This window comes from uncultured Albimonas sp. (genome assembly GCF_963977235.1).
Taxonomy (GTDB): domain Bacteria; phylum Pseudomonadota; class Alphaproteobacteria; order Rhodobacterales; family Rhodobacteraceae; genus Albimonas.
Genome location: NZ_CAXBOD010000045.1, coordinates 16593 through 40154 on the forward strand (window position 1 = coordinate 16593; position 23562 = coordinate 40154).

Sequence of the window (23562 nt, forward strand, 5' to 3'; positions counted from 1 at the left end):
TCCGCCCCCGCCCCGCGCGCGACGCAGAATGCTTGGCGCCGCGCGATGCGCTCTCCGGGACGAGCCCCGCTTCGGCGAGGCTCGTCCCGGGCCGCCCGTCAGGGCATGTAGGCGCCGCCGTTCACCCACAGCACCTGGCCGGTCATGAAGCCGCTGTCGGCGCCAAGCAGGAAGCGGATCGGCCCGGCGATATCCTCGGGGGTCGCGACGCGCCCCATCGGCGTCACCCGCTTGTGGAAGTCGAGATCGACGATCGAGTCCGCGCTCTCGTCCGAGCGTCCGGCCCCGCCGCGGATGAACGCCGTGTCGACCACCGCCGGCCCCACCGCGTTCACCCGCAGCTTCGGCGCGCATTCCAGCGCCAGGGTCTTGGTCAGCGCGATCACGCCCGCCTTGGACATCGCGTAGGGCCCGAAGCCCGGCCGGATGAACTGGCCGAGACCGGACGAGATCAGCACCATCGCGCCGCCCTCGCGCATCAGCGGCAGGATCGCCTTGGCCGCGATCCACTGGCCGCGCAGGTTGCCCTCGATCACCTCGTCGAAATGCTCGGTGGGGATCTCGGCCACCGGCTTGATCACCGCGTTCCAGCCCGCAAGGTTGACGAACCCGTCGACCCCCTCGGGCCAGATCCGCGCCAGTTCGGCCATGGCGTCGGCGACCGCGGGCTGCGAGGTCACGTCGATGTCGACGCCCGGGCAGTCCTGGGGATGCGCCTCGAGCGAGGCGGGCAGGTCCAGCACCACGACCTCGTCGCCCTGCGCCAGCAACGAGGCGACCAGCGCCCGGCCGATGCCGCCGGCGCCGCCCAGCACGGCGACGCGGCTCATCGGAGCAGGCTTTCGCGGGAGATACGGGTCATGGGGGGCTCCTTTCAAAGATAGACGGGGCGCCAGTGGTCGCCAACGCGCTCGGGCCGAAAGCCCGTCGCGCCGCGCAGATGCACCGGCAGGATCAGGCCGCCCGCGCCCTCGGCCTGCTCGAGCATGGCGCGGCGGGTCAGGGCGGCCTGGAGGGGATCGCTGCAGAAGGCCGAGGACCAGTCCGGCTTGCGCAGCTGCACCGGCGAATGCAGGGCGTCGCCGCAGAAGATCGCCGTGCCGCCGGGATGCTTCAGCGACAGGCCCATCTGCCCGGGCGTGTGACCGGGCAGGGCGATCAGCGACAGGCCCGCGGTCAGCTCGAAGCCCTCGTCCACCGGCTCGGCGAGGCCGGCCTCGACCACCGGCTTGACGGAATCGGCGAAGGTCCCGTGGTTCGCCTCGCCCGGCGCGCGCGCCTCCTCGGCGGTCCAGTGGTCGAGCTCGGCGCGCCCCATCACGTAGCGGGCGTTGGGGAAGGTGGGGACCCAGGCGCCGTTCTCGAGCCGGGTGTTCCAGCCGGCGTGGTCGGCGTGCAGGTGGGTGCACATCACCACGTCGACCTCCTCGGGACGCACGCCGGCCGCGGCCAGCCGGTCGAGATAGCCGGTGTCGCGCCGCTCGTGCCAGTCGGGGCGTTTGGGGCGCGGCTTGCACTCCCCCACGCAGGTGTCGACCAGGATCGTCAGCCCGCCGATGCGCAGGAGGTGGCTCTGCACCCCCAGCAGCACCTGCGCGGCGGCGTAGTCGAGCGAATGCGGCTCGAGCCACGCCCGCGCATCCTCCAGCGCCTCGAGCGAGGCGTCGGGGAAGATCGTCGTCAGCGGCAGGCGGAAGGGGTCCATGTCCACGATACGCTCGATGGTGGCGGCGCCGAGGGTCAGCATGTCTTGGGTCTCCTTCCGCAGGGGCGGCCCGTCGGGCGGGCTCAGGCCGGGGGGATGTGGCTTGCGTGGGTCTCGAGATACCACGTCGCGATCTCCTCGCGGGTGGCGAACCAGACGTCGTCGAACTGCTTGGCATAGCGGATGAAGTCGCGCAGCGCCCGGATCCGGAACGGCTGGCCGATCACGTGGGGATGCAGCCCGATGTTGAGGAACCGGCCCGAGTGCTCGGACTCGGCATAGAGCCAGTCGAACGCCTCCTTGAACACCGCGAAGCCGCCGTCGCAGGTCTGCCCCTGGCGCATGAACACGGTGAAGTCGTTGACCTCGGAGGTATACGACACCGAGACCAGCGGCTTCCCCGATTTCGTGTGGATCAGGTAGGGCTGGTCGTCGTTCAGCAGGTCGGTGAAGTAGAGCATCCCCTCCTCGGCCAGCAGATCGGCCGTGTTGGGGGTGGAGCGCAGCGAGGACGACAGCCACCCCCTGGGCCGCTTGCCGGTGGTCTCCTCGCAGATGCGCAGGGTCTCGCGGATCACCTCGCGCTCACGCTCGGGGTTCTTGTGGAAATCGGTCAGCAGGTCGGTCTGCACGTAGTTGTGGGCCACGATCTCCCAGCCGCGCTCGACGGCGGCGTCGACGACGGCCTTCCGCTCGATCCCCATCTTGGCGTTCATCGTGCACGACGAGGGCACGCCCTCGGCGTCGAACACGTCGAACATCCGCCAGACGCCGACGCGCTGGCCATACTCGCGCCAGGTCCAGTTGGGGTTGTCGTAGACGTCGCCCGCGAGCTCGCCGCCCACGATGCCGGGGCCGCCGGGGTAGAACGGCTTGGGGTCCTCGCGCGCGGGGTCCCAGTATTCGAAGTTGGTGGTCAGGATCACCGCGAGACGCTTGCCGTTGGGCCATTTCAGGGGCTGGCGGTGGGCGATGGGGACGAAATCGTAGTGCACGGGACAGGGCTCCTTCCCCAAAGACAGGCGCCCGCGCCGTAGGCGCCTGGGGGCGAACTGCCGAATGTTTCGCTTGACTCCGGTAGGGTCGGTTCGCACCGTGTACAAGTTGTCAGGACATTTCAACTGCGCTTGTCAGCGAATGTCCGGGTTTCCCCGCGCGTCTCCCGATCGCCTTCCGGCGCGGCAGGACACGCGAAGGGCGCCGGGGCGGGCGACGCAGAAGCCGGGATGAGGCCGGCGGAAAGGGCGAAACGGTGCGGATACGGCCGAAAACAGGGTCCCGAGCGGGACGGGCGGCAGGCGAGCCGCGACAGGAGGCCGTTGCGCGCGCGCCGCAGGTCGGGCAGGGCGGCCAGGGTCGCGCGCCCCGGCAGGGGGCCGCAATTTTGTATACACGAACCGCATCGGCGACTGCGGCGGGCCGCCGCGGCTGGCCGCGCGACCCGGTCCTGACGGGCGAGGCGACTGGGCAGGGCGAGGCGGCTGGGCGGGGCGAAACGGCTGGGCGGGGCGAAACGGCCGGGCGCGGCGACCTGCGGGCCCTCGGACCGGCGCGCCTGCGCGCGGGCGGGGAGGCGCGGGCCTGATGCTCCTTCTCCAGCAGATCGCAAACGGGCTGATGCTGGGCTCGGTCTATGTGACCGTGGCCGTGGCCTTCACCCTGACCATCTCGATCCTCAACTTCCTCAACTTCACCATCCCCACGCTGTTCATGCTGGCGGGGATGGTGGGCTGGTCGCTCGCCGCCTGGGGACTGCCGTTCGGCCTCTCGGGCCCGCTGCCCTGGCCGCTGGCGCTGGCCGGCGGCATCGTGGCCGCGGTGATCGCCTCGCTGATCGTCGAGCGATTCACCTTCCGCTACCTCAAGACCCGCTACGGCGATTCGACCGAGCACGCGATCCCGCTGGTCTCCTCGCTGGGCTTCCTGCTGATCCTCGAGAACCTGGTGCGGATCGAGCATGGCTCGGACGCGCAGCGCTTCCCCGGGCCCTCGGCCGACCTGACCTTCACGCTGGCGGGCATCCACCTGCGCGTGCCGCAGGTGATCAGCCTGGCGGTGGTGGGCGTGCTGGTGCTGGGCCTGGTGTGGATGATGCGCTCCTCGCGCATCGGACGCATGCTGCGCGCCATCGCCGAGAACCCCGACGCCGCCGGCATCCTGGGCATCGAGACGCGGCGCGTGGTGCCGGTGGTGTTCATGCTGACCGGCATGCTCTGCGGTCTCGCCGGGGCCCTGTTTGCGGTGAACTACGGCGAGGTCTCCCCCCAGATGGGCGAGGACATCGGCGCCAAGGCCATCGCGGGGATGGTCGTGGGCGGTCTGGGCAGCCTGTGGGGCGCCGTCGCGGGCGGCGTGATCATCGGGCTGATCGAGATGATGACCATTCACTGGGCCGGCGCCGACACGGTGCAGGCGACCGTCTGGGGGGCGCTGCTGATCACGCTGCTGCTGCGTCCGCAGGGCCTCTTTGGCCACCACGCCATCGGCAAGGGGAAGCTGTGATGAGCGGCTACTGGATCGGCCTGATCACGATCCTCTCGATCAACGTGATCTTCGCCTACGGCATCTTCCTCGCCGTGGCGACGGGCCAGCTGAACCTGGGCGGCGCGGGGTTCCAGGCGCTGGGCGCCTATGCCGCCGCCTACCTCGCGATGGAGATGGACCAGCCGCTGGCGGTGACCATCGCGGCCGGCATGATCGTGGCCGGGATCATCGGCTTTGCGATCGCCTTCCCGATCCTCCGGCTGAAGGGGGTGTACCTCGTGTTGGGCACTTTCGCCTTCGCCGAGGTGGTGGCCGGCCTGATCCTGAACTCCGACGCGCTGGGCGGCGCCACCGGCCTGCCGGTGCCCACCTTCATCGACTGGGAGGTGCCCGCCATCGCCGCCGTGATCGTGGCGCTGGGGGTGTTCTGGCTGATGGCGACCCGCTTCGGCCTCGTGGTCCGCTCGGTCCACGACGACGAGGTGGTGGCCGACCTGATGGGCGTGAACGTGCGCATGGTCCGGGTGACCGCCTTCGCGCTCGGCGCCGCGCTGGCGGGCCTGTCGGGCGCGCTCTACGCGCACGCCTTCAGCTTTGTCGAAATCCAGGTCTTCAACGCCTCGCTGTCGATCTACGTGCTGCTCTATGTGCTGCTGGGCGGGGCGCAGACGGCGTGGGGGCCGCTGTTCGGCGCGGCCTTCTTCACCCTGCTGCCCGAGGCGCTGCGCGACACGCTGCCCGCGCTGAAGGAGGGCGTCTTCGGGGCGCTGGGTCTCGAGGGCGCCTCCAACCCGCCCGACGAATCCTGGCGCTTCGTGATCCTGGGCGTCGCCACGGTGCTGATGATGATCTTCCGCCCCGAAGGCCTGATCACCCGCACCCTGATCGAACGTCTGCGTCCGGGGAACCTGGCCCGCGCCGGCCGTCCTGCGGAGGCCGCCGAATGACCCAGCCGCTTCTCAAGGTCGACTCGCTTTCGAAAAGCTTCGGCGGCCTCGCCGTGATCTCGGAGGTCTCGTTCGAGGTGCCCGCAGGCGGCCGCCTCGCCCTGATCGGGCCGAACGGGGCGGGCAAGACCACGATGTTCAACCTCCTGACCGGGGTCTACCGGCAGGACGTGGGGACCGTGACGCTCGACGGGGAGGTGATCGACGCCTACCCCTCGCGCGCCCGCATCGGGCTGGGCATGGCGCGCAGCTTCCAGAACATCCGCCTGATGCCCCACCTCTCGGTGGTCGAGAACGTGATGCTGGGCCAGCAGTCGCGCGCCAGCGGCTGGCGGGACTTCCTCGCCCCGGTCACCGCGTTCGGCCGCTCGCCCGCCTATCGCGAGGCCGAGGATCTGCTCGCCTCGATGGACATCCGCACCCGCCCCGGCGACGTGGTCGCGACGCTCCCCTACGGCATTCGCAAGAAGATCGAGGTGGTCCGGGCGCTGGCGGCGAAACCCAAGCTGCTGCTGCTCGATGAGCCGGCCGCCGGCCTCAACGCCTCCGAGACCGCGAGCCTGCGCGACTTCCTCCTGCAGATCGCCGAGACCGGGGTGACGCTGCTGGTGGTCGAGCATGACATGAGCCTGGTGCGTTCGCTGTGCACCTCGACGGTGGTGCTGAACTTCGGGCGCAAGATCTACGACGGGCCCGTCTCGCGCGTGAACGAGGATCCGCAGGTGCTGGAGGCCTATCTCGGCCCCCGCCACGCCGGCGAAAAGGAGGCCGCCCATGGCTGAGACCTGGCTGGAGACCGAGGCCCTCGACGTCACCTACGGCCGCACCCATGCGGTGCGCGGCGTCTCGATCAGCGTCGGCGAGGGCGAGATCGTCGCGGTGCTGGGCGCCAACGGGGCGGGCAAGACCTCGCTCCTGCGCGCCCTGCAGGGGGCGGTGAAACCCTCGGGCGGCTCGATCCGGTTCATGGGGCGCGACCTGACCGGCGCGGGCTCGGCCGAGCGGGTGCGCGCGGGCATGATGCTGGTGCCCGAGGGGCGCCAGATCTTCGTCTCGATGACCGTGCACGAGAACCTGCTGATGGGCGGCCACCTGCGCCGCGACCATCACGGCGTCGAGACCGACATCGCCGCCGTCTACGACCGCTTTCCCAACCTCGCCGAGCGTCGCGACATGAAGGCGAGCGTCCTCTCGGGGGGCGAGCAGCAGATGCTCGCCGTCGGCCGCGCCCTGATCGGGCGGCCCAAGCTGATGATGCTCGACGAGCCCTCACTCGGCCTCTCGCCGCTGTTCGTCGAGAAGCTGTTCTCCCTGATCCGGGAGCTGAACGGCGAGGGGCTCTCGATCCTGCTGGTCGAGCAGAACACCCACATGGCGCTCGAGATCGCCTCGCGCGCCTACGTCCTCGAACTCGGCCGGGTGACGCTGCAGGGCGCCGCCGCCGATCTCGCCGCCGACGCCGCCCTGGCCGAGGCCTACCTGGGCGCCGAGCCCGCATAAGACCAAGACCGACCAACAGGGGAACCCATCACATGACGCTTCGCGCGAAGACACTCGCGGCGGCCGCCGGCCTCGCCGCCTTCAGCCTCGCCGCCCTCCCGGCGCTGGCCCAGGACACGATCAAGATCGGCAACATCGTCGTCACCACCGGCTTCCTGAAGGGCCCGGGCGAGCCTGCCGTCCACGCCTTCGACATCGCCGTCGAGGAGATCAACGACGCCGGCGGCATCAACGGCAAGCCGATCGAGATCGTGCGCTTCGACACCGGCTCGGACGCCAAGCAGGCCGCCGTGGGCGTGCGCACGCTGGTGCAGGACGAGGACGTCCTGGCGATCCTCGGGCCGTTCTCCTCGGGCGAGACCCGGGTGGCGCTGACCATGGCCGAGCGGTTCGGCGTGCTGATGATCCCGACGGCCGCCTCGGCCCCCAACCTGGTCGAGGGCTCCAAGTGGGGCTGGCGGCTGACCGAGGACGAGAGCAAGCAGTTCTCGCGCCTGCTCTCGGAGATGAAGAAGGCCGGCCTGCCGATGGGCTCGGCCGAGATCGTCTATGTCTCCGACGAGGTCGTCTCGGCCAACGCGGGCACCGAGCTCTATCCCGCCCTGATGAAGGAGGCCGGCATCGAGGTCGGCGACCCGATCCCGGTGCAGTACAAGTCCTTCGACATGTCCGGCCAGGCCGCGCAGGTGATGGCCTCGAACCCCGACCTCGTCGCGGTCGCGGGCCTGCCCGAGTCCGCCTCCAAGGTGATCAAGGAGCTGCGTCGCCAGGGCTACGAGGGCCGGATCATCGGCTCCCAGATCTTCGCCGACCCGCTGATCGTCGAGCTGTTCGGCCCCGAGGGCAACGGCACCATGGTCGTGGCCGGCTTCTGGAAGGGCCGCACCGAGCAGTCCGCCGCCTTCGACGCCAAGCTGCTGGAGCGGCTGGACGCGAACGGCATCCACAAGCTGGGCGCCCACCACTCCGACGCGCAGGCCTATGACGGGGTCTACCTGCTCAAGCAGGTGATGGAGGCCGCCGGCGTCACCGGCGACCCGGCCAAGGTCGAGGAGGAGCGCAACGCGATCCTGGCCGCGATGGACGGCGTGGTGTTCAACGGCATCGTCGGCGACAACGTCTGCTTTGACGCCAACCACGACGCCGAGCTGCCCGGCTATGTCATCGAGATCAAGGACGGCGCCTGGACCAAGTTCGCCGAGGCCCCCTCCGACAGCTGCGAGTGATCGCAGCCCGGGCGGCCGCGCGCCGCCCGCCGCGCCTCGCGCCGGCCGCCCCCGCGGCCGGCGTCTCTCGTCCCGGAGGCGGCGCCGCTCCGCTCGACCGTGGCCGGTTTCCCGATCGCCTCGCGGCTCGTCGCGCATCTGGCCTGAGGGCCGCTCCGCCCCTACATTGGGGGCAGGAGGACCTGCACATGGCTGGCGGCTGGTCGCGCGACGGCGCGGTGAACGAACAGATCGAGGCCTCGATCGAGGACGAACTCCTGCGCCTGCGCGCGGCGGGCGCCCCCCGGGGCGAGAGCCTGAGCCATTGCGCCGAGTGCGAGGAGCCGATCCCCGAGGCCCGCCGCGCCGCGATTCCCGGCGTGCGGCTGTGCATCGAGTGTCAGCGCGACCGCGACCGCGCGCCCGTCGCGCGCGGCGGCATCAACCGTCGCGGTTCCAAGGACAGCCAGCTCAAGTAGCCCGTCTCTGCGGACGGCGTCCCGGGCTGTTCCCGGGCGTCGGCGCGGGCGTCTCAGCGGGCGCCGGCCGTCGCCTCGGCGATGGCCCGGCCCGCCGCGGCGCCCGAGGCCCAGGCCCACTGGAAGTTGTAGCCCCCCAGCCAGCCGGTGACGTCCACCGCCTCGCCGATGGCGTAAAGGCCGGGGACGCGCCTGGCCTCCATCGTCTTCGAGGACAGGCCGGCGGTGTCGATGCCCCCCGCCGTCACCTCGGCCTTGGCGAAACCCTCGGTGCCGGTGGGGCGGAACTCCATGTCCTCCAGCCGCTCGCCCAGCGCGTCGAGCGTCGCGTCGGGCGTGTTGCCCAGCTCCTGGCCCAGGGCCAGCCGGGCGGCGAGCGCGTCGGCCAGGCGCCGGGGCAGGTGCTCGGCCAGCGCGGCCTTCAGGTGGGCGCGGGGCGCGCGCCGCTTGGCCTCGCGAAGCTTGGCGGCAGCGTCGGGGAGGATGCGCAGGCCCACCGTTTCGCCCGGCGACCAGTAGGACGAGACCTGCAGGATCGAGGGCCCCGACAGCCCGCGATGGGTGAACAGCGCCGCCTCCTCGAACGAGACGCCCCCCGCCCGGGCGACGGCGGGAAAGGCGACCCCGCTGATCGCGCGCAGGTCGGCGTCGGCCTCTCCCAGCGTGAAGGGGACCAGCGCCGGGCGCGGCTGGACGACCTTCAGCCCGAAGCGCCGGGCGATGTCATAGGCGATCCCGCTCGCGCCCATCTTGGGGATCGAGGGGCCGCCGGTGGCGATCGCCAGCCGCGGCGCCGAGGCGCCCGCGACGCGGAACCGGCCGTCGGCGTGTCCGATCTCGCCCAGCGCCGTCCCGAGCCGGATCTCGACCCCGCCGCGCGCGCATTCCTCGAGCAGCATCGCCACGATCTGCCGGGCCGAGCCGTCGCAGAACAGCTGGCCCAGCGTCTTCTCGTGCCAGGCGATGCCGTGGCGCTGCACGAGATCGAGAAAATCCCACTGCGTGTAGCGGCTGAGCGCCGACTTGGCGAAATGCGGGTTCGACGAAAGGAAGCAGCCCGGCTCGACGCCCAGATTGGTGAAGTTGCAGCGCCCGCCGCCGGAGATCAGGATCTTCTTGCCGGCCGCCTCGGCGTGATCGAGCACCAGCACCCGGGCGCCAGCCTGGCCCGCGCTCAGCGCCGTCATCAGCCCCGCGCCCCCGGCCCCCAGCACGATCGCGTCGTAATCCATGACGGTCTTCCGGGTGCGAGGGCGGGCGGGGCGAAGGCGCCCCCTCTAGCCCGTCCGCCCCCGCCCTGCAACGCCGGGCCGGGGTCAGCCCCTCAGCAGGGCGAAGCGCAGCTCCAGCGCGCGCGCGGCCTCGTCCCAGCCCCAGGGCGGGTTGGCCACCCACAGGCCGCTGCCGATCATCCCGTGGCCCTCGCGGGCGGGGGGGAAGCGGACCTCGGAGCGGGCCGTCCCCTCGGGGCCCATGGCCTCGAGCTTGCCCGTCAGCTCCCGGTGGGCGCCCGAGGCGAGCAGCGGATACCACAGCATCAGCACGCCGACCGGCCACTTGCGGCGGACCTGTGCGATCAGCGTGGGGATCGCCGACCACTCGGTCTTCACCTCGTAGGAGGGATCGACCAGCAGGAAGCCCCGCCGCGGATCGGGCGGGGTCAGCGAGAGGGCGAGCGCAGGGCCGTCGGCGTCGTGGATCTCGGCGACGGGCAGGGCGTCGCGCAGGGCCGCAACCTCCTGGGGGTGACGCTCGGCCAGCACGATGCGGTCGTCGCCGCGCAGTTGGGCGCGCGCCACGAGGGGGGAGCCGGGATAGGCGTCCGGGCCGCCCTGGGCGCGGGCCTCGGAGAGGGCGCGCGCATAGGGGTGGTCTGGCGCGAACCACCCCTCCATCCGGGCGATGCCGGCTGCGGCCTCGCCGGTCTTGCGCGCCTCGGCGCCCGAAAGGTTGTAGAGCGCCCGGCCGGCGTGCGTCTCGAAATAGGTCAGGGGCTTGGGCTTGCGCGCCATGTAGTCGAGCGCCAGCGCCAGCAGCGCGTGCTTGTGCACGTCGGCCGCGTTCCCGGCGTGGTAGGCGTGCTGGTAGGAGAGCATGCGCGCCCCGGTCAGACCGCGCCGCGGCGGCGCAGGGCGTCGCCGACCTGTTGGGCCATGCCCGCGCCCAGAAGGTAGAGGCTGGTGATCACCACGCCGGCCTGCACGAACAGGCCCGGGTCGAAATGCGCCAGCGCCGCCCAGCAGCCGAACACCGTCCACAGGATCGCCGCGGGCAGCGAGACCTTGCGCCAGCGCACCGTGCGCACCGGGTGGATGAACTTCAGCGGCGCGAACATCGCCGCGGCCAGCACCGTGATCACCGCCATGATCACCCCGGTCGAGGGGGTGGTGGCGAACAGCACCAGCACGACCATGTTCCAGCAGCCGGGGAAGCCCAGAAAGCTCTTGTCCCCCGTCTTCATCCAGCTGCCCGCAAAGTAGAGCCCGCTGGAGAACGTGATCCCCAGCAGCGCCACCCAGGCCCAGACCCCGGGAAGGATCCCGGACTGGAACAGCGCGTAGGCGGGAATGAACACATAGGTCAGGTAGTCGATGATCAGGTCCAGCACCGCGCCGTCGATATGCGGCGCATGGGTGCGCACGTCGTACTTCCGCGCCAGCGGCCCGTCGATTCCGTCCACCGCGAAGGCCACCACCAGCCACAGGAACATCAGGTTCCACTTCTCGTCCACCGCCGCCAGCAGGGCGAGCATGGCGAACACCGCCCCCGTGGCGGTGAGAAGATGGACCGAGAGCGCTCTGAGGGACGATGTGGTCATCCCTCCCGTATACTGCACCGAGCGCGATTTGTAAGGCGCCGCGCCCCCCGCGGCGTTTTGTAGGGTGCCGCGCCCCCCGCGGCGTTCACGACATCGACGCGCCCCGCGAGGCTGGCTAGGGTCTTGTCCGGACCATTCTCACCGGGAGCCCCCCGCCCGGCCGCGCCTGCCCCCGGGCCTCGGGCGCGGTCTGCGGCGCCAGGCGCGGCCCCGCTCCAGCGGAGGGGACGCATGCGCGTCATCAAGATCGGGGGCGCCCAGATGGGCCCCATCCAGAAGGCCGACGGGCGCGAGGCGGTGGTCGCGCGGATGATCGCGCTGCTAGACCAGGCGGCCGCCGAGGGCTGCGGGCTGGTGGTGTTCCCCGAGCTCGCCCTGACCACCTTCTTCCCCCGCTGGAAGGAGCATGAGGCCGACATCCCCTCGTTCTACGAGGACGCGATGCCCGGCCCGGCCACCCAGGCCCTGTTCGACCGGGCGAAGGCCCACGGCGTCGCGATCAGCTTCGGCTATGCCGAGCGGACGCCCGAGGGGCGGCGCTTCAACACCTCGATCCTGACCGACCGGGCGGGCGCCATCGTGGGGAAATATCGCAAGGTCCACCTGCCGGGCCACGTCGAATACGACCCGGAGCGGACCCACCAGCACCTCGAGAAACGCTATTTCGAACCCGGCGACCTCGGTTTTCCCGTCTGGCGGAACGAGGGCGCGGTGATGGGCATGTGCATCTGCAACGACCGCCGCTGGCCCGAGACCTGGCGGGTGATGGGCCTGCAGGGGGTCGAGCTGGTCGTGCTGGGCTACAACACCCCTTCGGTGAACTCCCAGATGGGCGACGAGGGGCTGGAGAAGCGCCTCTATCACTCCGAGCTTTCGATCACCTCGGGCGCCTACCAGAACGCCTGCTGGGCGGTGGCCGTCGCCAAGGCCGGCGACGAGGACGGGCACCCGCTGATGGGCGGCTCGATCATCGTCGATCCCAACGGCTTCGTCGTCGCCCGCGCCCAGACCGAGGGCGACGAGCTGATCACGGCGGAGGCCGACATGGACGCCTGCAATTTCGGCAAGGAGACGATCTTCGACTTCGCCCGCCACCGCCGGATCGAGCACTATGGCCGGATCACCGCCCAGACCGGCGCCACCCCTCCGCAGGCCTGAGAGGCTGGAAGACTGACATGCTGATCGACTTCGACGGGCTCGACCCGAAGCTCCGCTACAAGCTGATGTGCGGCGCGGTGATCCCGCGCCCCGTGGCCTGGATCACCACCATCGGCAAGGACGGCACGGTCAACGCCGCCCCCTACTCGTTCTTCAACGTCTTCGGCGAGGACCCCGCGCTGGTCGTCGTGGGCCTCGGCCACAAGGCGGGCGAGCCCAAGGACACCACGCGCAACATCCTCGAGACCGGGGAATTCGTGGTGAACATCCCCGCCCACTCCCAGATTGGCGACATGGTCGACAGCGCCGCCGTCTATCCCGCCCACCGCGGCGAGCCCGACGTGCTGGATCTCAAGCTCGCGCCGTCGGCCAGGGTCGCCCCTCCGCGGCTCGCCGACTGCCCGGTGGCGCTGGAGTGCCGCAAGATCACCGGCCTGACCTTCGGCCCCACCCGCGAGCTGCTGATCGGCGAGGCCGTCGCCCTGCAGGCCCGCGACGGGCTGATCGACCCCGAAACCCTGCGCTTCGACTGGCAGGGCGACTTCCCCATCGCGCGCCTCTTTGCGGATCGCTACGGTCGTATCGAGGAGATCGAGCCCCACCCGATCCCCCAGCCGAAGCCCGAACAGGCCTAGAGGGAGACCCGCCATGACCCGGATCGACCGCCGCACCGCCGGCGTCTACGTGATCGCCGCCACCCCCTTCGCCGAGGACGGCGCGCTCGACCTCCAGAGCGTGGATTCGCTGGTGGACAGTTACATCGCCGCCGGCTGCGACGGCATGACCATCCTCGGCGTGATGGGCGAGTCCGCCAAGCTCTCGGCCGACGAGAGCCTGAGCGTGATGCGCCGCTTCCTCGCCCGCGCGCCCGAGGGCTTCGGGACCATCGTGGGCGTCTCGGCCCCCGGCCTCGACAACCTCGCCCGCCTTGGTCGCGAGGCGATGGAGGCCGGCGCCGCGGGCGTGATGATCGCCCCGATCCCCAGCCTAGCCACCGAGGAATCGGTGCTGAACTACTACGCCCAGGCCTGCGAGATGCTGGGCGAGGACGTGCCCGTCTGCTTCCAGGACTACCCGCAGCTGACCGGGGTAAAGGTCTCGGCCGACACGATCCTCGAGCTGACCCGCCGCCACCCCCAGATCGTGATGCTGAAACACGAGGACTGCCCCGGGCTCAACAAGCTGACCCGCGTGCGCGAGGGCTCGGGGACCGAATCCACCCCCCGTCTCTCGATCCTGTGCGGCAACGGCGGCCTGCACCTGTGCCAGGAGCTTGCCCGCGGCGCCGACGGCGCGATGACCGGCTTCGCCTTCCCCGAGATGATGGTCGACGTCGTCCGCCTGCACGCCGAGGGCAAGCCCGACGCCGCCGAGGACCTGTTCGACGCCTGGCTGCCGCTGGTCCGCCACGAGGTGCAGCCCGGCCTCGGCCTCGCGCTCCGCAAGGAGACGCTGCGCCGTCGCGGGGCCATCAAGTCCTCGAAGGTCCGCGCGCCCGGCCCGAAGCTGACCGCCGCCGACCTCGCCGAGCTCGACCGCCTGATCTCCCGCGCCGAGGCGCGGGTCCCCGCCGCCGGAGGAAGGCTCGCCGCATGACCCTGGATCTCGTCATCAAGGGGGGGACGGTCGCGACCGCCTCCGACGTGTTCCCCGCCGACATCGGCGTGCGGGACGGGCGCATCGTGGCGATGGGCGAGGATCTCTCGGCGCCCGACACCATCGACGCCTCCGGCAAACTGGTGCTGCCCGGCGGCATCGAGGCTCACTGCCACATCGCCCAGGAAAGCGCGGCGGGCGTGATGACCGCGGACGACTACTACACCGGCTCGGTCTCCGCGGCCTTCGGGGGGAACAGCTCCTTCGTGCCCTTCGCCGCCCAGCACCGCGGCATGGGCGTGACGCAGACGCTGGACGTCTACGACGGCCGCGCCGCGCCCAATTCGGTGATCGACTACGGCTACCACCTGATCGTCGCCGACCCGACCGAGGCCGTCCTGAAGGACGAGCTGCCGGCGGCCTTCGCCCGCGGCATCACCTCCTTCAAGGTCTTCATCACCTACCCGCTGATGAAGATCGAGGACCGCCAGTTCCTCGACATCCTCGCCGTCGCCAAGGCCCACGGCGCCGTCACCATGGTCCATGCCGAGAACAACGGCATGATCGAGTGGATGGGCGAGCAGCTGACGAAGGCCGGCCACACCGCGCCCCGCTACCACGCCCCCTCCCACCCCGCGCTCGCGGAGGAGGAGGCGATCCACCGCGCGATCTGCCTCGCCAAGCTGGTCGACGCCCCCCTGGTCATCGTCCACGTCTCGACCCCCGAGGGCGCCGAGATCGTCCGCCGCGCCCGCGCCGAGGGCGCCAAGGTCTGGGCCGAGACCTGCCCGCAATACCTGTTCCTCGACAAGTCCGACCTCGACCGCCCCGGCATGGAGGGCGCGAAGTTCATGTGCTCCCCGCCCGTGCGCGACGCCCGCACCCGCGAGGCGCTGTGGAAGCACCTCCAGACCGGCACCTTCACGCTCTGGTCCTCCGACCACGCGCCCTACCGCTTCGACGAGACCGGCAAGCTCTCGAACGGCCCCGAGGCGCCCTTCAAGAAGATCGCCAACGGCATGCCCGGCATCGCCCTGCGCCTGCCGCTGCTGTTCTCGGAAGGGGTGAAAGCCGGCCGCATCACGCTGCAGGACTTCGTGGCCCTGTCGGCGACCAACGCCGCCCGGCTCTACGGGATGCATCCCAGGAAAGGCACGATCTGCATCGGCGGCGACGCCGACATCGCCATCTGGGACCCGGAGCTGACCCGCACCGTCACCGCCGCCGACCAGCACGACGCCATGGACTACACCCCTTTCGAGGGCATGAGCCTCACCGGCTGGCCCGTCACGGTGCTGAGCCGCGGCCGCCGCATCGTCGAGGGCGGCGAGCTGAAGGCCGAGCGCGGCTCGGGCGCCTTCATCGCCCGCGGCCTGCCCGAGATCGCCGGGCGCCCCGGCTACAAGGCCCCCGAACTGGACCCCGCCCGCAACTTCGGCGCGGAGATCGCCCCATGAGCCGCCCCCTCGGCCCCATCGTCGTCGTGAACCCCAACTCCAACGAGGAGGTGACCGAGGGCATGCGCGCGGCGCTGGCGAACTTCGCCCTTCCCGGCGGTCCGGCGATCGAGTGCGTGACCCTGACCGAGGGCCCCTTCGGCGTCGAGACGCAGGAGGACAGCGACAGCGTGGTGATGCCGCTCGCCCGCATGGCGAGGGCGCGGACCGACGCGTCGGCCTTCGTCATCGCCTGCTACTCGGACCCGGGGCTGGAGGTCTGCCGCTCGGTCGCGTCCTGTCCCGTCTACGGCATCCAGGAATCGGGCGTGCTGACGGCGATGGCGCGGGCGGACCTGTTCGGCTCGATCGCGCTTTCCCCGAAATCGATCCTGCGCCACCGCCCCTACATGCGCCGCATGGGCGTGCTGGGGCGCCTCGCCAACGTGCGGCCCCTGAACATGTCGGTCGCCGAGAGCCATGCGCCCGGCTCCTTCCCCCGCATCGTCGAGGTCGGCGAGGCGCTGAAGGCGGACGGCGCCGGGGCGATCCTGCTGGGCTGCGCCGGCATGGCCGGCCACCGCGCAGGCCTGGAACAGGCGCTGGGCGTCCCGGTCATCGACCCGGTGCAGGCCGCCACCGGCATGGCGCTGGCCCAGGCCCTGGTCTGAGCGCGACCCGCCCGCCGCGCGGGCGACGCGCCCCGGGCCTGACCCGGGGCCGCCCGCGGGCAGGGCGGGCCGGACGGGACTTCAGCGCGCCGCCCGCGTCGCCCACAGCAGCGCCGGCACGGCCGCCAGCGCCAGCCCGGCGGCGATCGAGAAGAAGACCGCGTAGCCCAGCGCCCCCGCCAGCGCCCCGGCCGCGAGCCCGGTCAGCATCGACACGGCGGCGTCCGCGCTCTGGAACAGGGTGAAGTCGACGCCAGCCTGGCGCGGGTCCGACCAGCGCATGAACTGGGCGTAGAGCGCCACGAACCCCACCGCCATCACCAGCGAGCCGCCGGTCAGCGCCAGCGCGATCAGCGCCGCCGTCGGCAGCGCCCCGGTCGCCGCGTGCAGCCCGATCAGCGCCAGCACGCAGGCCTGAACCCCGGCCGCGCCGATCAGCACGCGCCGCATCCCCAGCCGCCGCACCAGTCCGCCCCCGAGCCCTGCGCCCACGATCCCCAGCGCCAGCGAGCCCGCCCCGTTCAGCAGCCCCACCTGCGCCAGCGACCAGCCCTGGTCGATGAAGAACGGCCCCAGCAGCCCCATCGCGGTCTTCTGCGCGGCGACGTGGATCGCGGCCAGCACCAGCCCGCGCCGGATCTCGGGCCGCGCCAGCGCCGCGCGCAGCGAGGGGCGGGGGCCCGGCGCGCCCACGGGCTCTCCGCGGCGCGCGCGCATCAGGAAGGGGACGGCGAGCAGCGCCACGGCGCCCGCCGCCAGCCCCACCGCCGGCCCCCAGCCGAACCAGCCCACGGCGGCGAGGAACGCGCCCGCCCCCAGCGCGTGGCCAAGATAGGCGCCCCCGACCTGGGCGGCGTTGCCCCAGCCGAGCTCCCGCTCGCGCAGGGTCTGCACGGCGTAGCCGTCCACCGCGATGTCCACCGTCGCCGTGGCGAAGGCCACCGCCATCAGCGCGGCCAGCGTGGCCAGAAGCGGCGTCGGCCCGATCAGCCCCACCGCCGCCAGCCCCGCCACCGCCGCTCCGCCCCCGATCAGCACCACCGCGCCCGAGCGCGCCGGCCGTCCCGCGGGCAGGCGGAACCGCTCCACCGCGGGCGCCCACAGGACCTTCAGCGCCCAGGGCGCCACCAGCAGCGACAACAGCCCCACATGCTCCAGCGGCAGCCCCTGCGCGCGCAGCACGGCGGGCAGACCGCTCCAGGTCAGCCCGCCGATCACGCTTTGCGCCACGTAGAGCCCGCCGATGGCGAGCGTCACCCCCCAGGGCGAGGGCGCGGGAAAGGGCGCTGCGGCGCCCCCTCCGGTCTCCGGCTCCGCGCGCATCAGAAGCGGTAGCGCAGGGCGAGGGTCGCGTTCATGCCCTCGTCAAAATAGCAATATCCGGCCGAGCAGGTCTGGTCGGTCGAATCGAACAGGTTGCGCACGTTGAGCTGCGCCTGCGCGCCCTCGACCCCCAGCTCGCCCAGGTCGTAGCTGAGCGCGAGGTCCACGAAGACCCGGTCCTCGTTGCGGAACGTGTTGGCGTCGTCGCCCCAGCTGTCGCCGATGTAGCGCACGCCGGCCCCGAACCCGAAGCCCTTCAGCGCCCCTGAGGGCGGCGCATAGTGCACCCAGACCGAGGCCACGTCGTTGGGCGTCGCCGAGAGCTCGTTGTCCGCGGTCCCCGCCGCGCCCTCCTCGATCTTCATGCGCAGGTGGGTCCAGTTCGCGATGATCCCCAGCCCGTTCTCGAAGCTGGTCACCGCCTCGACCTCGACCCCCTGCGAGCGCAGGTCCCGCTGCACCTGCCGGTTGATCCCGGTCGAGGCGTCGAAGACCACCCCGTCCTCCTGCTCGATGTCGAACAACGCCGCCGACAGCAGGCTGTTGGTCCCCGGGATCGCGTATTTCAGCCCCACCTCCTTCTGCAGCGCGGTCGTCGGCTTCGCGGGCGTCCCGGTCGCGGCGCTCACCGGCTCATAGACCAGCCCGATGTTGGGCGAGAACGAGGTCGCGAGGTTGGCATAGGGCGCCAGCCCGTTCCCGAGGTCGTAGCTGACCCCGATCCGGCCCGAGAACGCCTCGTCGGTGGTGTCCGTGCCCACCCGGGCCGCGTCGTAGGAGGTCGTCTCGACATGGTCCCAGCGGCCCGACAGGAACACCGTCAGGTCGCGCCACACCGCCTGGTCGTGCAGGTAGAGGCCGACCTGGTCCTGATCCTGCCCGCCCGAATAGGGAACCGGCGTGGCCTTCGTCGAGGCGATCGAGACATAGTCGACCAGCGAACCCGCGTCATACTCCGCCCAGGTGTAGTCGATCCCCGCCAGCAGGGTGTGGTCGACGGGCCCGGTCGCCAGCTCGACCTGCGCCTGGTTGTCGATCGTGAACTGGGACATCTCCTCGGTGTAGTGCCCCCAGTAGCGCGCCAGCGCCGGCGTCGCGGTGGCGTAGAGGCCCGAATACTCGAGATCCGCGTCCACGTTGGCATAGCGGGCCTTCTGGCGCAGGGTCACCTGCTCGGTCAGCTCATGCTCCAGCTCCCAGCCCAGCCGCCACTGGCTCTGCTCGAAGTCGTTGTAGGCGGGATCCGCCGAGGGGATGCGCGAGGCGACCCCGTAGCTGGAGTTGTAGTAGCCAGCCGTGCCCCCGGTGGTGGACTCGCCGTATTCCCCCAGCAGGGTCAGCGTGGTGTCGGAGGTGATCTCCCAGCTCAGGGCCGGGGCGATCAGCAGGCGGTCGTCGGGATAGCCGACCAGTTCGGTCTCGGCCGTCCGCGCAAGACCGGTGAGGCGGTAGCTCAGGGTCTCGGAGCCCGGAACCGGCCCGGTCACGTCGAAGGCGCCCTGATAGCGGTCGTCGGTCCCGGCCAGCACCTCGACCTCGCGGAACGCCTCGTCCTTGGGGCGCTTGGTGACCATGTTGACGATCCCGCCCGGCCCCGAGACGCCGTAGAGCGACGAGGACGGCCCCTTGAGCACCGCGATCCCCTCCAGCGTCCAGGGATCGTTGCGGAACCAGGCCGAGGGCCCGTTGTAGAGGCGCAGCCCGTCGCGGAACATGCCGGTGTAATAGGCGGGGAAGCCGCGGATGTAATAGGCGTCGTAGCGGCTGTCATAGCCGAAGGCGTTGATGTTGGCGCCCGCGGTGTAGGCCAGCGCGTCGAGCACCGTGCGCGGCTTCTGGTCCTCCATCTGGTCCTGGGTGACCACCGAGACCGCCTGCGGGATCAGCCGGATCGGGGTGTCGACCTTGGTCGCCTGGCGCCCCTCCTGCGCGACATACCCGTCCTGGACGAGGGTGGTGTCGGACTCGGATTCGACCATGATCGGGCTCAGCTGAACCGGCTCGGCGCCCTGCGCCGCGGCGGGGCCGGCAAGCGCTGCGGCCAGCGCCAGCGGCGCGCCGCCGTGGGCAAGCGCGCGCCGGAGGGCTGCGGTCTTCGCGCGGCGGAGGTCGGGGGCGGCGGCGCCGGGGGGGCAAGGTGCGGTCATCTCTGGTCCCTCTGTCTCGACGCCGGGCGCCCGCTCCATGGAGCGGGCGCCCGACGGATCTCGTCGGTTCGTCCCGCGCGACGGCGCGGGACAGGTCGCCGCGCGCGGCGGCAGGTGTCCGGAGGCTGGGTCCCGGCGGTCGCCTCAGGCGGCCGCGGGCCTTGCAGGATGGGTCAGGCGCGCCAGTAGGCGACGCAGTCGCGCCGCGCCCGGTCGACGTTCAGCGCGTCGAGCCGGGCGCGCACGCGGCGCACCCCCGCCGCCTCGGCGGCGAACCACCAGCGGGCGGGGGCGGAACAGGCGGGGAGGGCGGTCTCGGCCGCCTCGAGGAACAGGTCGGCCAGCGCCTCGGCGCCGGTCTCGGGGGGCGCCAGGCGCAGGGTCACTCCCAAAGGGGGCGCGAGGTATCGGGCGGCCTCGGGCGGGGCCGCGGCCAGGGCGAGCCCCTCGCGGGCGGGGTCGGCTGCGAGGATGCGGGCCAGCGCGGGCAGGGCGCTGAGGTCCGCCGCAGCCAGCAGCGGGCCGTCGGCGGGCGGCGGCGCGCCCGAGGGGCCCAGCACGCCCAGCCGCCAGCCCGGCCGCGCCCGCGCCGCCCACCCCGCCAGCAGGTCGTCGCCATGGACCACCGCGTCGACCTCGATCTCTCCTCGGACGGGATCGGCGCGGCGCACGGTGTAGACGCGGGTCGCCAGCGCCGCCTCGCCCGAGGGCCAGGCGATCCCGCCGTTGGCCTTCTGGCGGGGCCACTCCGCCGCCGCGCCGTCGCAGGGCGGGACCAGCAGGCGCACATGCATCGGCGCGGCGGCGTAGCGCGCGGCGTCCGGGCAGGCGAAGACCAGCCGGTCGAGCCCCGGCAGCACGTTGCGGCGGCCGATCCAGGTCCATTCCCGGAAGTCCGCCGCCGGCGCGCCGGGCCGCGCGCCGTCCGACCAGCGCAGCCGCTCGGCCGCCTCGGGCGAGAGGCCGGCGAGCATCGCCTCGGTCATTTCCTTGAGGCCGCGCAGGATCGCTTCGTCCCCCGCCTCTGCGGCCAGTGAAAGGCCGCCGGGGGCGGGATGGATGTCGACGCTCCAGCCCTCGCCCGCCAGCGCCAGCCCCGAGGGGGCCAGCGGCCGGGCCTGCAGCTCCCAGCTCAGGGCCAGGGCTTCGAGGCGGCGCAGCGCGTCCTGCGGATCGGCAAGGCCGGCATGGGCGCCGGCGGCGAGGGGGCCGGCGCCGAGGCGGCCAGCGTCCAAGGGGCCAGTGTCGATGGGGCCAGCGTCGAGGCGGCCAGTGTTCTGGGGGGCGGTCATGGGGTCTCGGACATCGGGGCGGCCAGGGCGCGCGAGGCGTCGCGCGGGACCGTCGGACTGGCGACAGGCTGGCACAGGCCCCTGCGGCCCCGTTAGACCCGCATCCCGCGAGGGTCAAGCGCCCTGCCGGGACGACGCGGCGTCGCCCCGCGGGGCCTGCGGCCTCCGCCCGGCGCCTGCGCCCGCGCCTGGGCGGCGACGCCGATCTCGCCCGGCCTTCGCGCGACGGCCCTCCCGCCACAGCCGTCCGACGGAGGCCCCGGGTCAGGCCCGGCGCGCCGCGCGCGCCGATCCTCGCGCCCCGGACCGGGCCGGGGCGGCCGGTTGCAACGGCGCGGGCCCCGGGCCTGACCCGGGGCCTCGCGCGATCCGAGGGGCGCGCCCCCGGCCGACCTCAGGCGGGCGCCTTGGCCGGCTCGCCGTCCACCCGGACCTCTCCGGCGACGTTGTCCACCACCACGTGGCAGTCGTAGATCGTCAGCGTGGGGCGGGTTCCGAAACGGCTCTCCATCCAGGCGGGCCATTCCTCGTTGAACCAGGCGTGGGCGTTCTCGGCGGTGTCGAACATGTAGACGCCCCCGCCCCCCGCCTCGCCGTTGAGGTAGTGCTTCGAGAGCAGTCCCTTCACCTCCCGATAGATCGGGGCCGAGGCGAGCCCGCCCTTGATGGCGGCCTCCGGCGGCGACTTGGGGCTGCGCGCGATCTGCACAAGCGCGATGATCATGGTCGGTCTCCTCCCGGGTCTGAGGGCGCGGTCTGTCGCCGGCGCCCCTGCGGTCACGGTTGAAGCCGGGCCGAGGCCCGTGCACAGTGACCGGCCGGAAGGTTGGCGCAAGACGCCAGAGGCCGCAACGCCCGTGACCGACCGCAGGGAGGAGACCCGCGTGACCGCCTGTGTCCACGACCATTCGCAATGGCCGGGGGGAGAGACCCTCGGCGCCTGCCGCCTGCTGACCCCGCAGACGACGCTCGCCGCCCTGTCGCTGGTGCGCGAGGGGCGGGTGATCGACCTCGGCCAGTCGGTGCAGGCCGACGCCCCGCGCATCCCGCCCAACCAGACGCCCTATGTGATGAGCCTCTCGGCCCGCTCCGCCTCGACCCTGCGGGCGCGGCGGGCGATGGGGGTCGAGAACGAGGTCGGCTCGAACCTCGAGCGCGTGGGCATGACCCTGCACGTGGGCACCCATATCGACGCGCTGGGCCATTTCACCATCGGCGACCGCATGTTCGGCGGCCGCAGCGCCGAGTCCGTCGTCGCCGACTCCGGCCTGACCGAGCTGGGCGCCGAGCACATCCCCCCCATCGTCACCCGCGCCCTCGTCATGGATTTTTCCAGTCTTGACGACGGCGCGTTCCTGGACGCGGGGCGGGCGATCGGCGTCGCCGACCTGGAGGCCTGGTGCGGGGCCTGCGACCTTGAACCGCGCGAGGCCGACGCCGTGCTGATCCGCACCGGCTGGTCGCGCTTCTACATGACCGACAACGCCAGATATGTGGCCGGGGAGCCGGGGCTCGATCTCGCGGCCGCCCGCTGGCTGACCGCGCGCGGGGTCGTGGCCATCGGCGCCGACACCATGGCCGTCGAGGTCCTGCCGGGGACCGACCACCCGCGCATCCTGATGCCCGTCCACCAGCACTGTCTGGTCGAGGCGGGCGTGCACCTGATCGAGAACCTGGCCCTCGACGCGCTGGCCCGCGCCGGCGTGCGCGAAGCCTGCTTCATCGCCGCCGCGCCCAAGTTCGCCGGCGCCACCGGCGCTCCCCTGCGCCCGCTGGCGCTGGTCTGAGGCGCACCCCCAAGGCCGCGCAGACGGCGACACCGGAGGACCCCCATGCGACCCCAGCCCCAGGACGCCCCGATCAGGGCCCGCGCACGATGAGCGAGCCGATCTGGGACGCCATCGTGATCGGCAGCGGCTTCGGCGGCGCCATCACCGCCGCCCGCCTCGCCGAGGCCGGGGCCCGCACCCTGCTGCTCGAACGCGGGCCGTGGTGGGACACGGTCCCCACCCGCTCGATGGGCATCGCGTCGCGCGCGCCGTTTCCGCGGGGGCTGGGGATGCTGCGCCGCGCGGTGCGCACCCTGAACGGAGGGCGCACGCCGGGCGGCCGTCTGACGCTCAACAAGCGCGGCATGCTGGAGTTCTTCTGGTCGCCGGGGATGGAGGTGATCTGCTCCTCGGGCGTGGGCGGGGGCAGCCATGTCTACTCCGCCGTCCACCGCCGCCCCGCCGCGCCCGACTACTGGGACGGGCATGTGGAGGGCATCTCCGAAGACAGCATGGCCCCCCACAACGCCGCTTTCCTCGAGCGGATCCAGTCCACCAAGCCCGGCGAGAACAACCGCCCCCCCGGCACCTCGCGCGAGCGCTACCACAACCACCCGGTCATCGAGCCCGCGATCCCCAAGGTCGACGTGCGCACCGGTTTCCTGCTGCCCGAGGACCCCAACGCGCCCAAGAAGATCGTCGACGAGAACGGGGTCGAGCGCTGGGAATCCGACTACTGGTCCAACGACAACGGGTTCCTGGGCTCGCCCTCGGGCGCCAAGTCCAGCCTCGACATCCGCTACCTCGCCCCCGCGATGAAGAAGGGCCTTGAGGTGCGCGACCTCACCGAAGTCCAGACGATCCGCGCCACCGGCGAGCCCGACGCCCGCTACGAGGTCGAGGCCCGCGACCTGCGCCGCGGCCGCAGCACCCGCCTGCGCGCCCGCACCGTGGTGGTGGCCGCCGGCACGATGAACACCCTGCGCCTGCTTCTGGCGAGCGTCGAGGCGGGCGGCCTGCCGCCGATCCCCG

Annotated in this window: 23 protein-coding genes; 13 read left to right on the plus strand and 10 right to left on the minus strand. The window is 72.1% G+C overall.

Going from position 1 to position 23562, the window contains the following annotated elements:
- Window positions 1-98: 98 nt before the first annotated feature.
- Genes AAC134_RS17530 through AAC134_RS17540 form a run of 3 tightly spaced genes read right to left on the minus strand, consistent with a single transcriptional unit; the run spans window position 99 to window position 2700 of the window.
- Complete coding sequence (locus AAC134_RS17530) at window positions 99-830, minus strand: SDR family oxidoreductase (protein ID WP_339950418.1); 732 nt, start codon at window positions 828-830, stop codon at window positions 99-101.
- Between the two features lie 44 nt (window positions 831-874).
- Entirely contained in the window at window positions 875-1747 is an 873-nt protein-coding gene (locus AAC134_RS17535) for an MBL fold metallo-hydrolase (RefSeq protein ID WP_339950419.1), read from the minus strand.
- Between the two features lie 41 nt (window positions 1748-1788).
- Window positions 1789-2700: a polysaccharide deacetylase family protein gene (locus tag AAC134_RS17540; RefSeq protein WP_339950420.1), complete on the minus strand. Its 912-nt coding sequence runs from the start codon at window positions 2698-2700 to the stop codon at window positions 1789-1791.
- 589 nt (window positions 2701-3289) lie between these two features.
- Here AAC134_RS17540 and AAC134_RS17545 point away from each other — a divergent pair.
- The 6 genes from AAC134_RS17545 to AAC134_RS17570 all read left to right on the plus strand — a co-directional run bounded on the left by AAC134_RS17545 (window position 3290) and on the right by AAC134_RS17570 (window position 8320).
- Complete coding sequence (locus AAC134_RS17545) at window positions 3290-4207, plus strand: branched-chain amino acid ABC transporter permease (protein ID WP_339950421.1); 918 nt, start codon at window positions 3290-3292, stop codon at window positions 4205-4207.
- Entirely contained in the window at window positions 4207-5136 is a 930-nt protein-coding gene (locus AAC134_RS17550) for a branched-chain amino acid ABC transporter permease (RefSeq protein WP_339950422.1), read from the plus strand. The genes AAC134_RS17545 and AAC134_RS17550 overlap by 1 nt, the downstream gene beginning before the upstream one ends.
- Window positions 5133-5918: an ABC transporter ATP-binding protein gene (locus AAC134_RS17555; protein WP_339950423.1), complete on the plus strand. Its 786-nt coding sequence runs from the start codon at window positions 5133-5135 to the stop codon at window positions 5916-5918. The genes AAC134_RS17550 and AAC134_RS17555 overlap by 4 nt, the downstream gene beginning before the upstream one ends.
- Window positions 5911-6636, plus strand: coding sequence for an ABC transporter ATP-binding protein (locus tag AAC134_RS17560; RefSeq protein WP_339950424.1), 726 nt, complete (start codon window positions 5911-5913; stop codon window positions 6634-6636). Before AAC134_RS17555 ends, AAC134_RS17560 begins: the two co-directional genes overlap by 8 nt.
- 32 nt (window positions 6637-6668) lie before the next feature.
- Complete coding sequence (locus AAC134_RS17565) at window positions 6669-7862, plus strand: ABC transporter substrate-binding protein (protein WP_339950425.1); 1194 nt, start codon at window positions 6669-6671, stop codon at window positions 7860-7862.
- Window positions 7863-8050: 188 nt separating this feature from the next.
- On the plus strand, window positions 8051-8320 hold the full coding sequence (locus AAC134_RS17570; protein WP_339950426.1) for a DksA/TraR family C4-type zinc finger protein: 270 nt from the start codon (window positions 8051-8053) through the stop codon (window positions 8318-8320).
- 53 nt (window positions 8321-8373) lie between these two features.
- Here the strand turns inward: AAC134_RS17570 and AAC134_RS17575 are convergent, their stop codons facing one another.
- The 3 genes from AAC134_RS17575 to AAC134_RS17585 all read right to left on the minus strand — a co-directional run bounded on the left by AAC134_RS17575 (window position 8374) and on the right by AAC134_RS17585 (window position 11138).
- Window positions 8374-9552, minus strand: a complete 1179-nt coding sequence (locus AAC134_RS17575) for an NAD(P)/FAD-dependent oxidoreductase (RefSeq protein ID WP_339950427.1) — start codon at window positions 9550-9552, stop codon at window positions 8374-8376.
- Between the two features lie 84 nt (window positions 9553-9636).
- On the minus strand, window positions 9637-10416 hold the full coding sequence (rlmJ, locus tag AAC134_RS17580) for a 23S rRNA (adenine(2030)-N(6))-methyltransferase RlmJ (protein ID WP_339950428.1): 780 nt from the start codon (window positions 10414-10416) through the stop codon (window positions 9637-9639).
- 11 nt (window positions 10417-10427) lie between these two features.
- Entirely contained in the window at window positions 10428-11138 is a 711-nt protein-coding gene (locus AAC134_RS17585) for a CDP-alcohol phosphatidyltransferase family protein (protein ID WP_339950429.1), read from the minus strand.
- A 231-nt stretch (window positions 11139-11369) separates the two neighbouring features.
- Between AAC134_RS17585 and AAC134_RS17590 the strand changes: the two genes are divergently transcribed.
- From AAC134_RS17590 to AAC134_RS17610, 5 genes are read left to right on the plus strand one after another with little or no spacing between them, the layout of a single operon-like run.
- Window positions 11370-12296, plus strand: coding sequence for an N-carbamoyl-D-amino-acid hydrolase (locus AAC134_RS17590; protein WP_339950430.1), 927 nt, complete (start codon window positions 11370-11372; stop codon window positions 12294-12296).
- Window positions 12297-12313: 17 nt separating this feature from the next.
- Window positions 12314-12931: a flavin reductase family protein gene (locus AAC134_RS17595; RefSeq protein ID WP_339950431.1), complete on the plus strand. Its 618-nt coding sequence runs from the start codon at window positions 12314-12316 to the stop codon at window positions 12929-12931.
- A 13-nt stretch (window positions 12932-12944) separates the two neighbouring features.
- Window positions 12945-13892, plus strand: coding sequence for a dihydrodipicolinate synthase family protein (locus tag AAC134_RS17600; protein WP_339950432.1), 948 nt, complete (start codon window positions 12945-12947; stop codon window positions 13890-13892).
- Complete coding sequence (gene hydA / locus AAC134_RS17605) at window positions 13889-15349, plus strand: dihydropyrimidinase (protein WP_339950433.1); 1461 nt, start codon at window positions 13889-13891, stop codon at window positions 15347-15349. Before AAC134_RS17600 ends, hydA begins: the two co-directional genes overlap by 4 nt.
- The gene (locus AAC134_RS17610) at window positions 15346-15999 is read left to right on the plus strand and encodes an aspartate/glutamate racemase family protein (protein WP_339950434.1); all 654 of its coding nucleotides are present in this window, start codon (window positions 15346-15348) and stop codon (window positions 15997-15999) included. Before hydA ends, AAC134_RS17610 begins: the two co-directional genes overlap by 4 nt.
- An 81-nt stretch (window positions 16000-16080) precedes the next feature.
- Here the strand turns inward: AAC134_RS17610 and AAC134_RS17615 are convergent, their stop codons facing one another.
- The 4 genes from AAC134_RS17615 to AAC134_RS17630 all read right to left on the minus strand — a co-directional run bounded on the left by AAC134_RS17615 (window position 16081) and on the right by AAC134_RS17630 (window position 21485).
- On the minus strand, window positions 16081-17322 hold the full coding sequence (locus AAC134_RS17615; RefSeq protein ID WP_339950435.1) for an MFS transporter: 1242 nt from the start codon (window positions 17320-17322) through the stop codon (window positions 16081-16083).
- Window positions 17322-19469 carry a TonB-dependent siderophore receptor gene (locus AAC134_RS17620; protein ID WP_339950436.1) on the minus strand — a complete coding sequence of 716 codons (2148 nt, stop codon included), beginning with the start codon at window positions 19467-19469 and terminating at the stop codon, window positions 17322-17324. The genes AAC134_RS17615 and AAC134_RS17620 overlap by 1 nt, the downstream gene beginning before the upstream one ends.
- Before the next feature lie 173 nt (window positions 19470-19642).
- On the minus strand, window positions 19643-20761 hold the full coding sequence (locus tag AAC134_RS17625; protein WP_339950437.1) for a siderophore-interacting protein: 1119 nt from the start codon (window positions 20759-20761) through the stop codon (window positions 19643-19645).
- A gap of 394 nt (window positions 20762-21155) precedes the next feature.
- Window positions 21156-21485 (minus strand): hypothetical protein, encoded by a 330-nt coding sequence (locus AAC134_RS17630; protein ID WP_339950438.1) that lies wholly within the window; start codon window positions 21483-21485, stop codon window positions 21156-21158.
- Between the two features lie 160 nt (window positions 21486-21645).
- On the opposite strand from AAC134_RS17630, the gene AAC134_RS17635 reads away from it, so the two are divergent.
- The gene (locus AAC134_RS17635) at window positions 21646-22548 is read left to right on the plus strand and encodes a cyclase family protein (RefSeq protein WP_339950439.1); all 903 of its coding nucleotides are present in this window, start codon (window positions 21646-21648) and stop codon (window positions 22546-22548) included.
- Window positions 22549-22637: 89 nt separating this feature from the next.
- On the plus strand, window positions 22638-23562 hold a 925-nt coding region (locus tag AAC134_RS17640), incomplete at its 3' end, for a GMC family oxidoreductase N-terminal domain-containing protein (protein ID WP_339950440.1).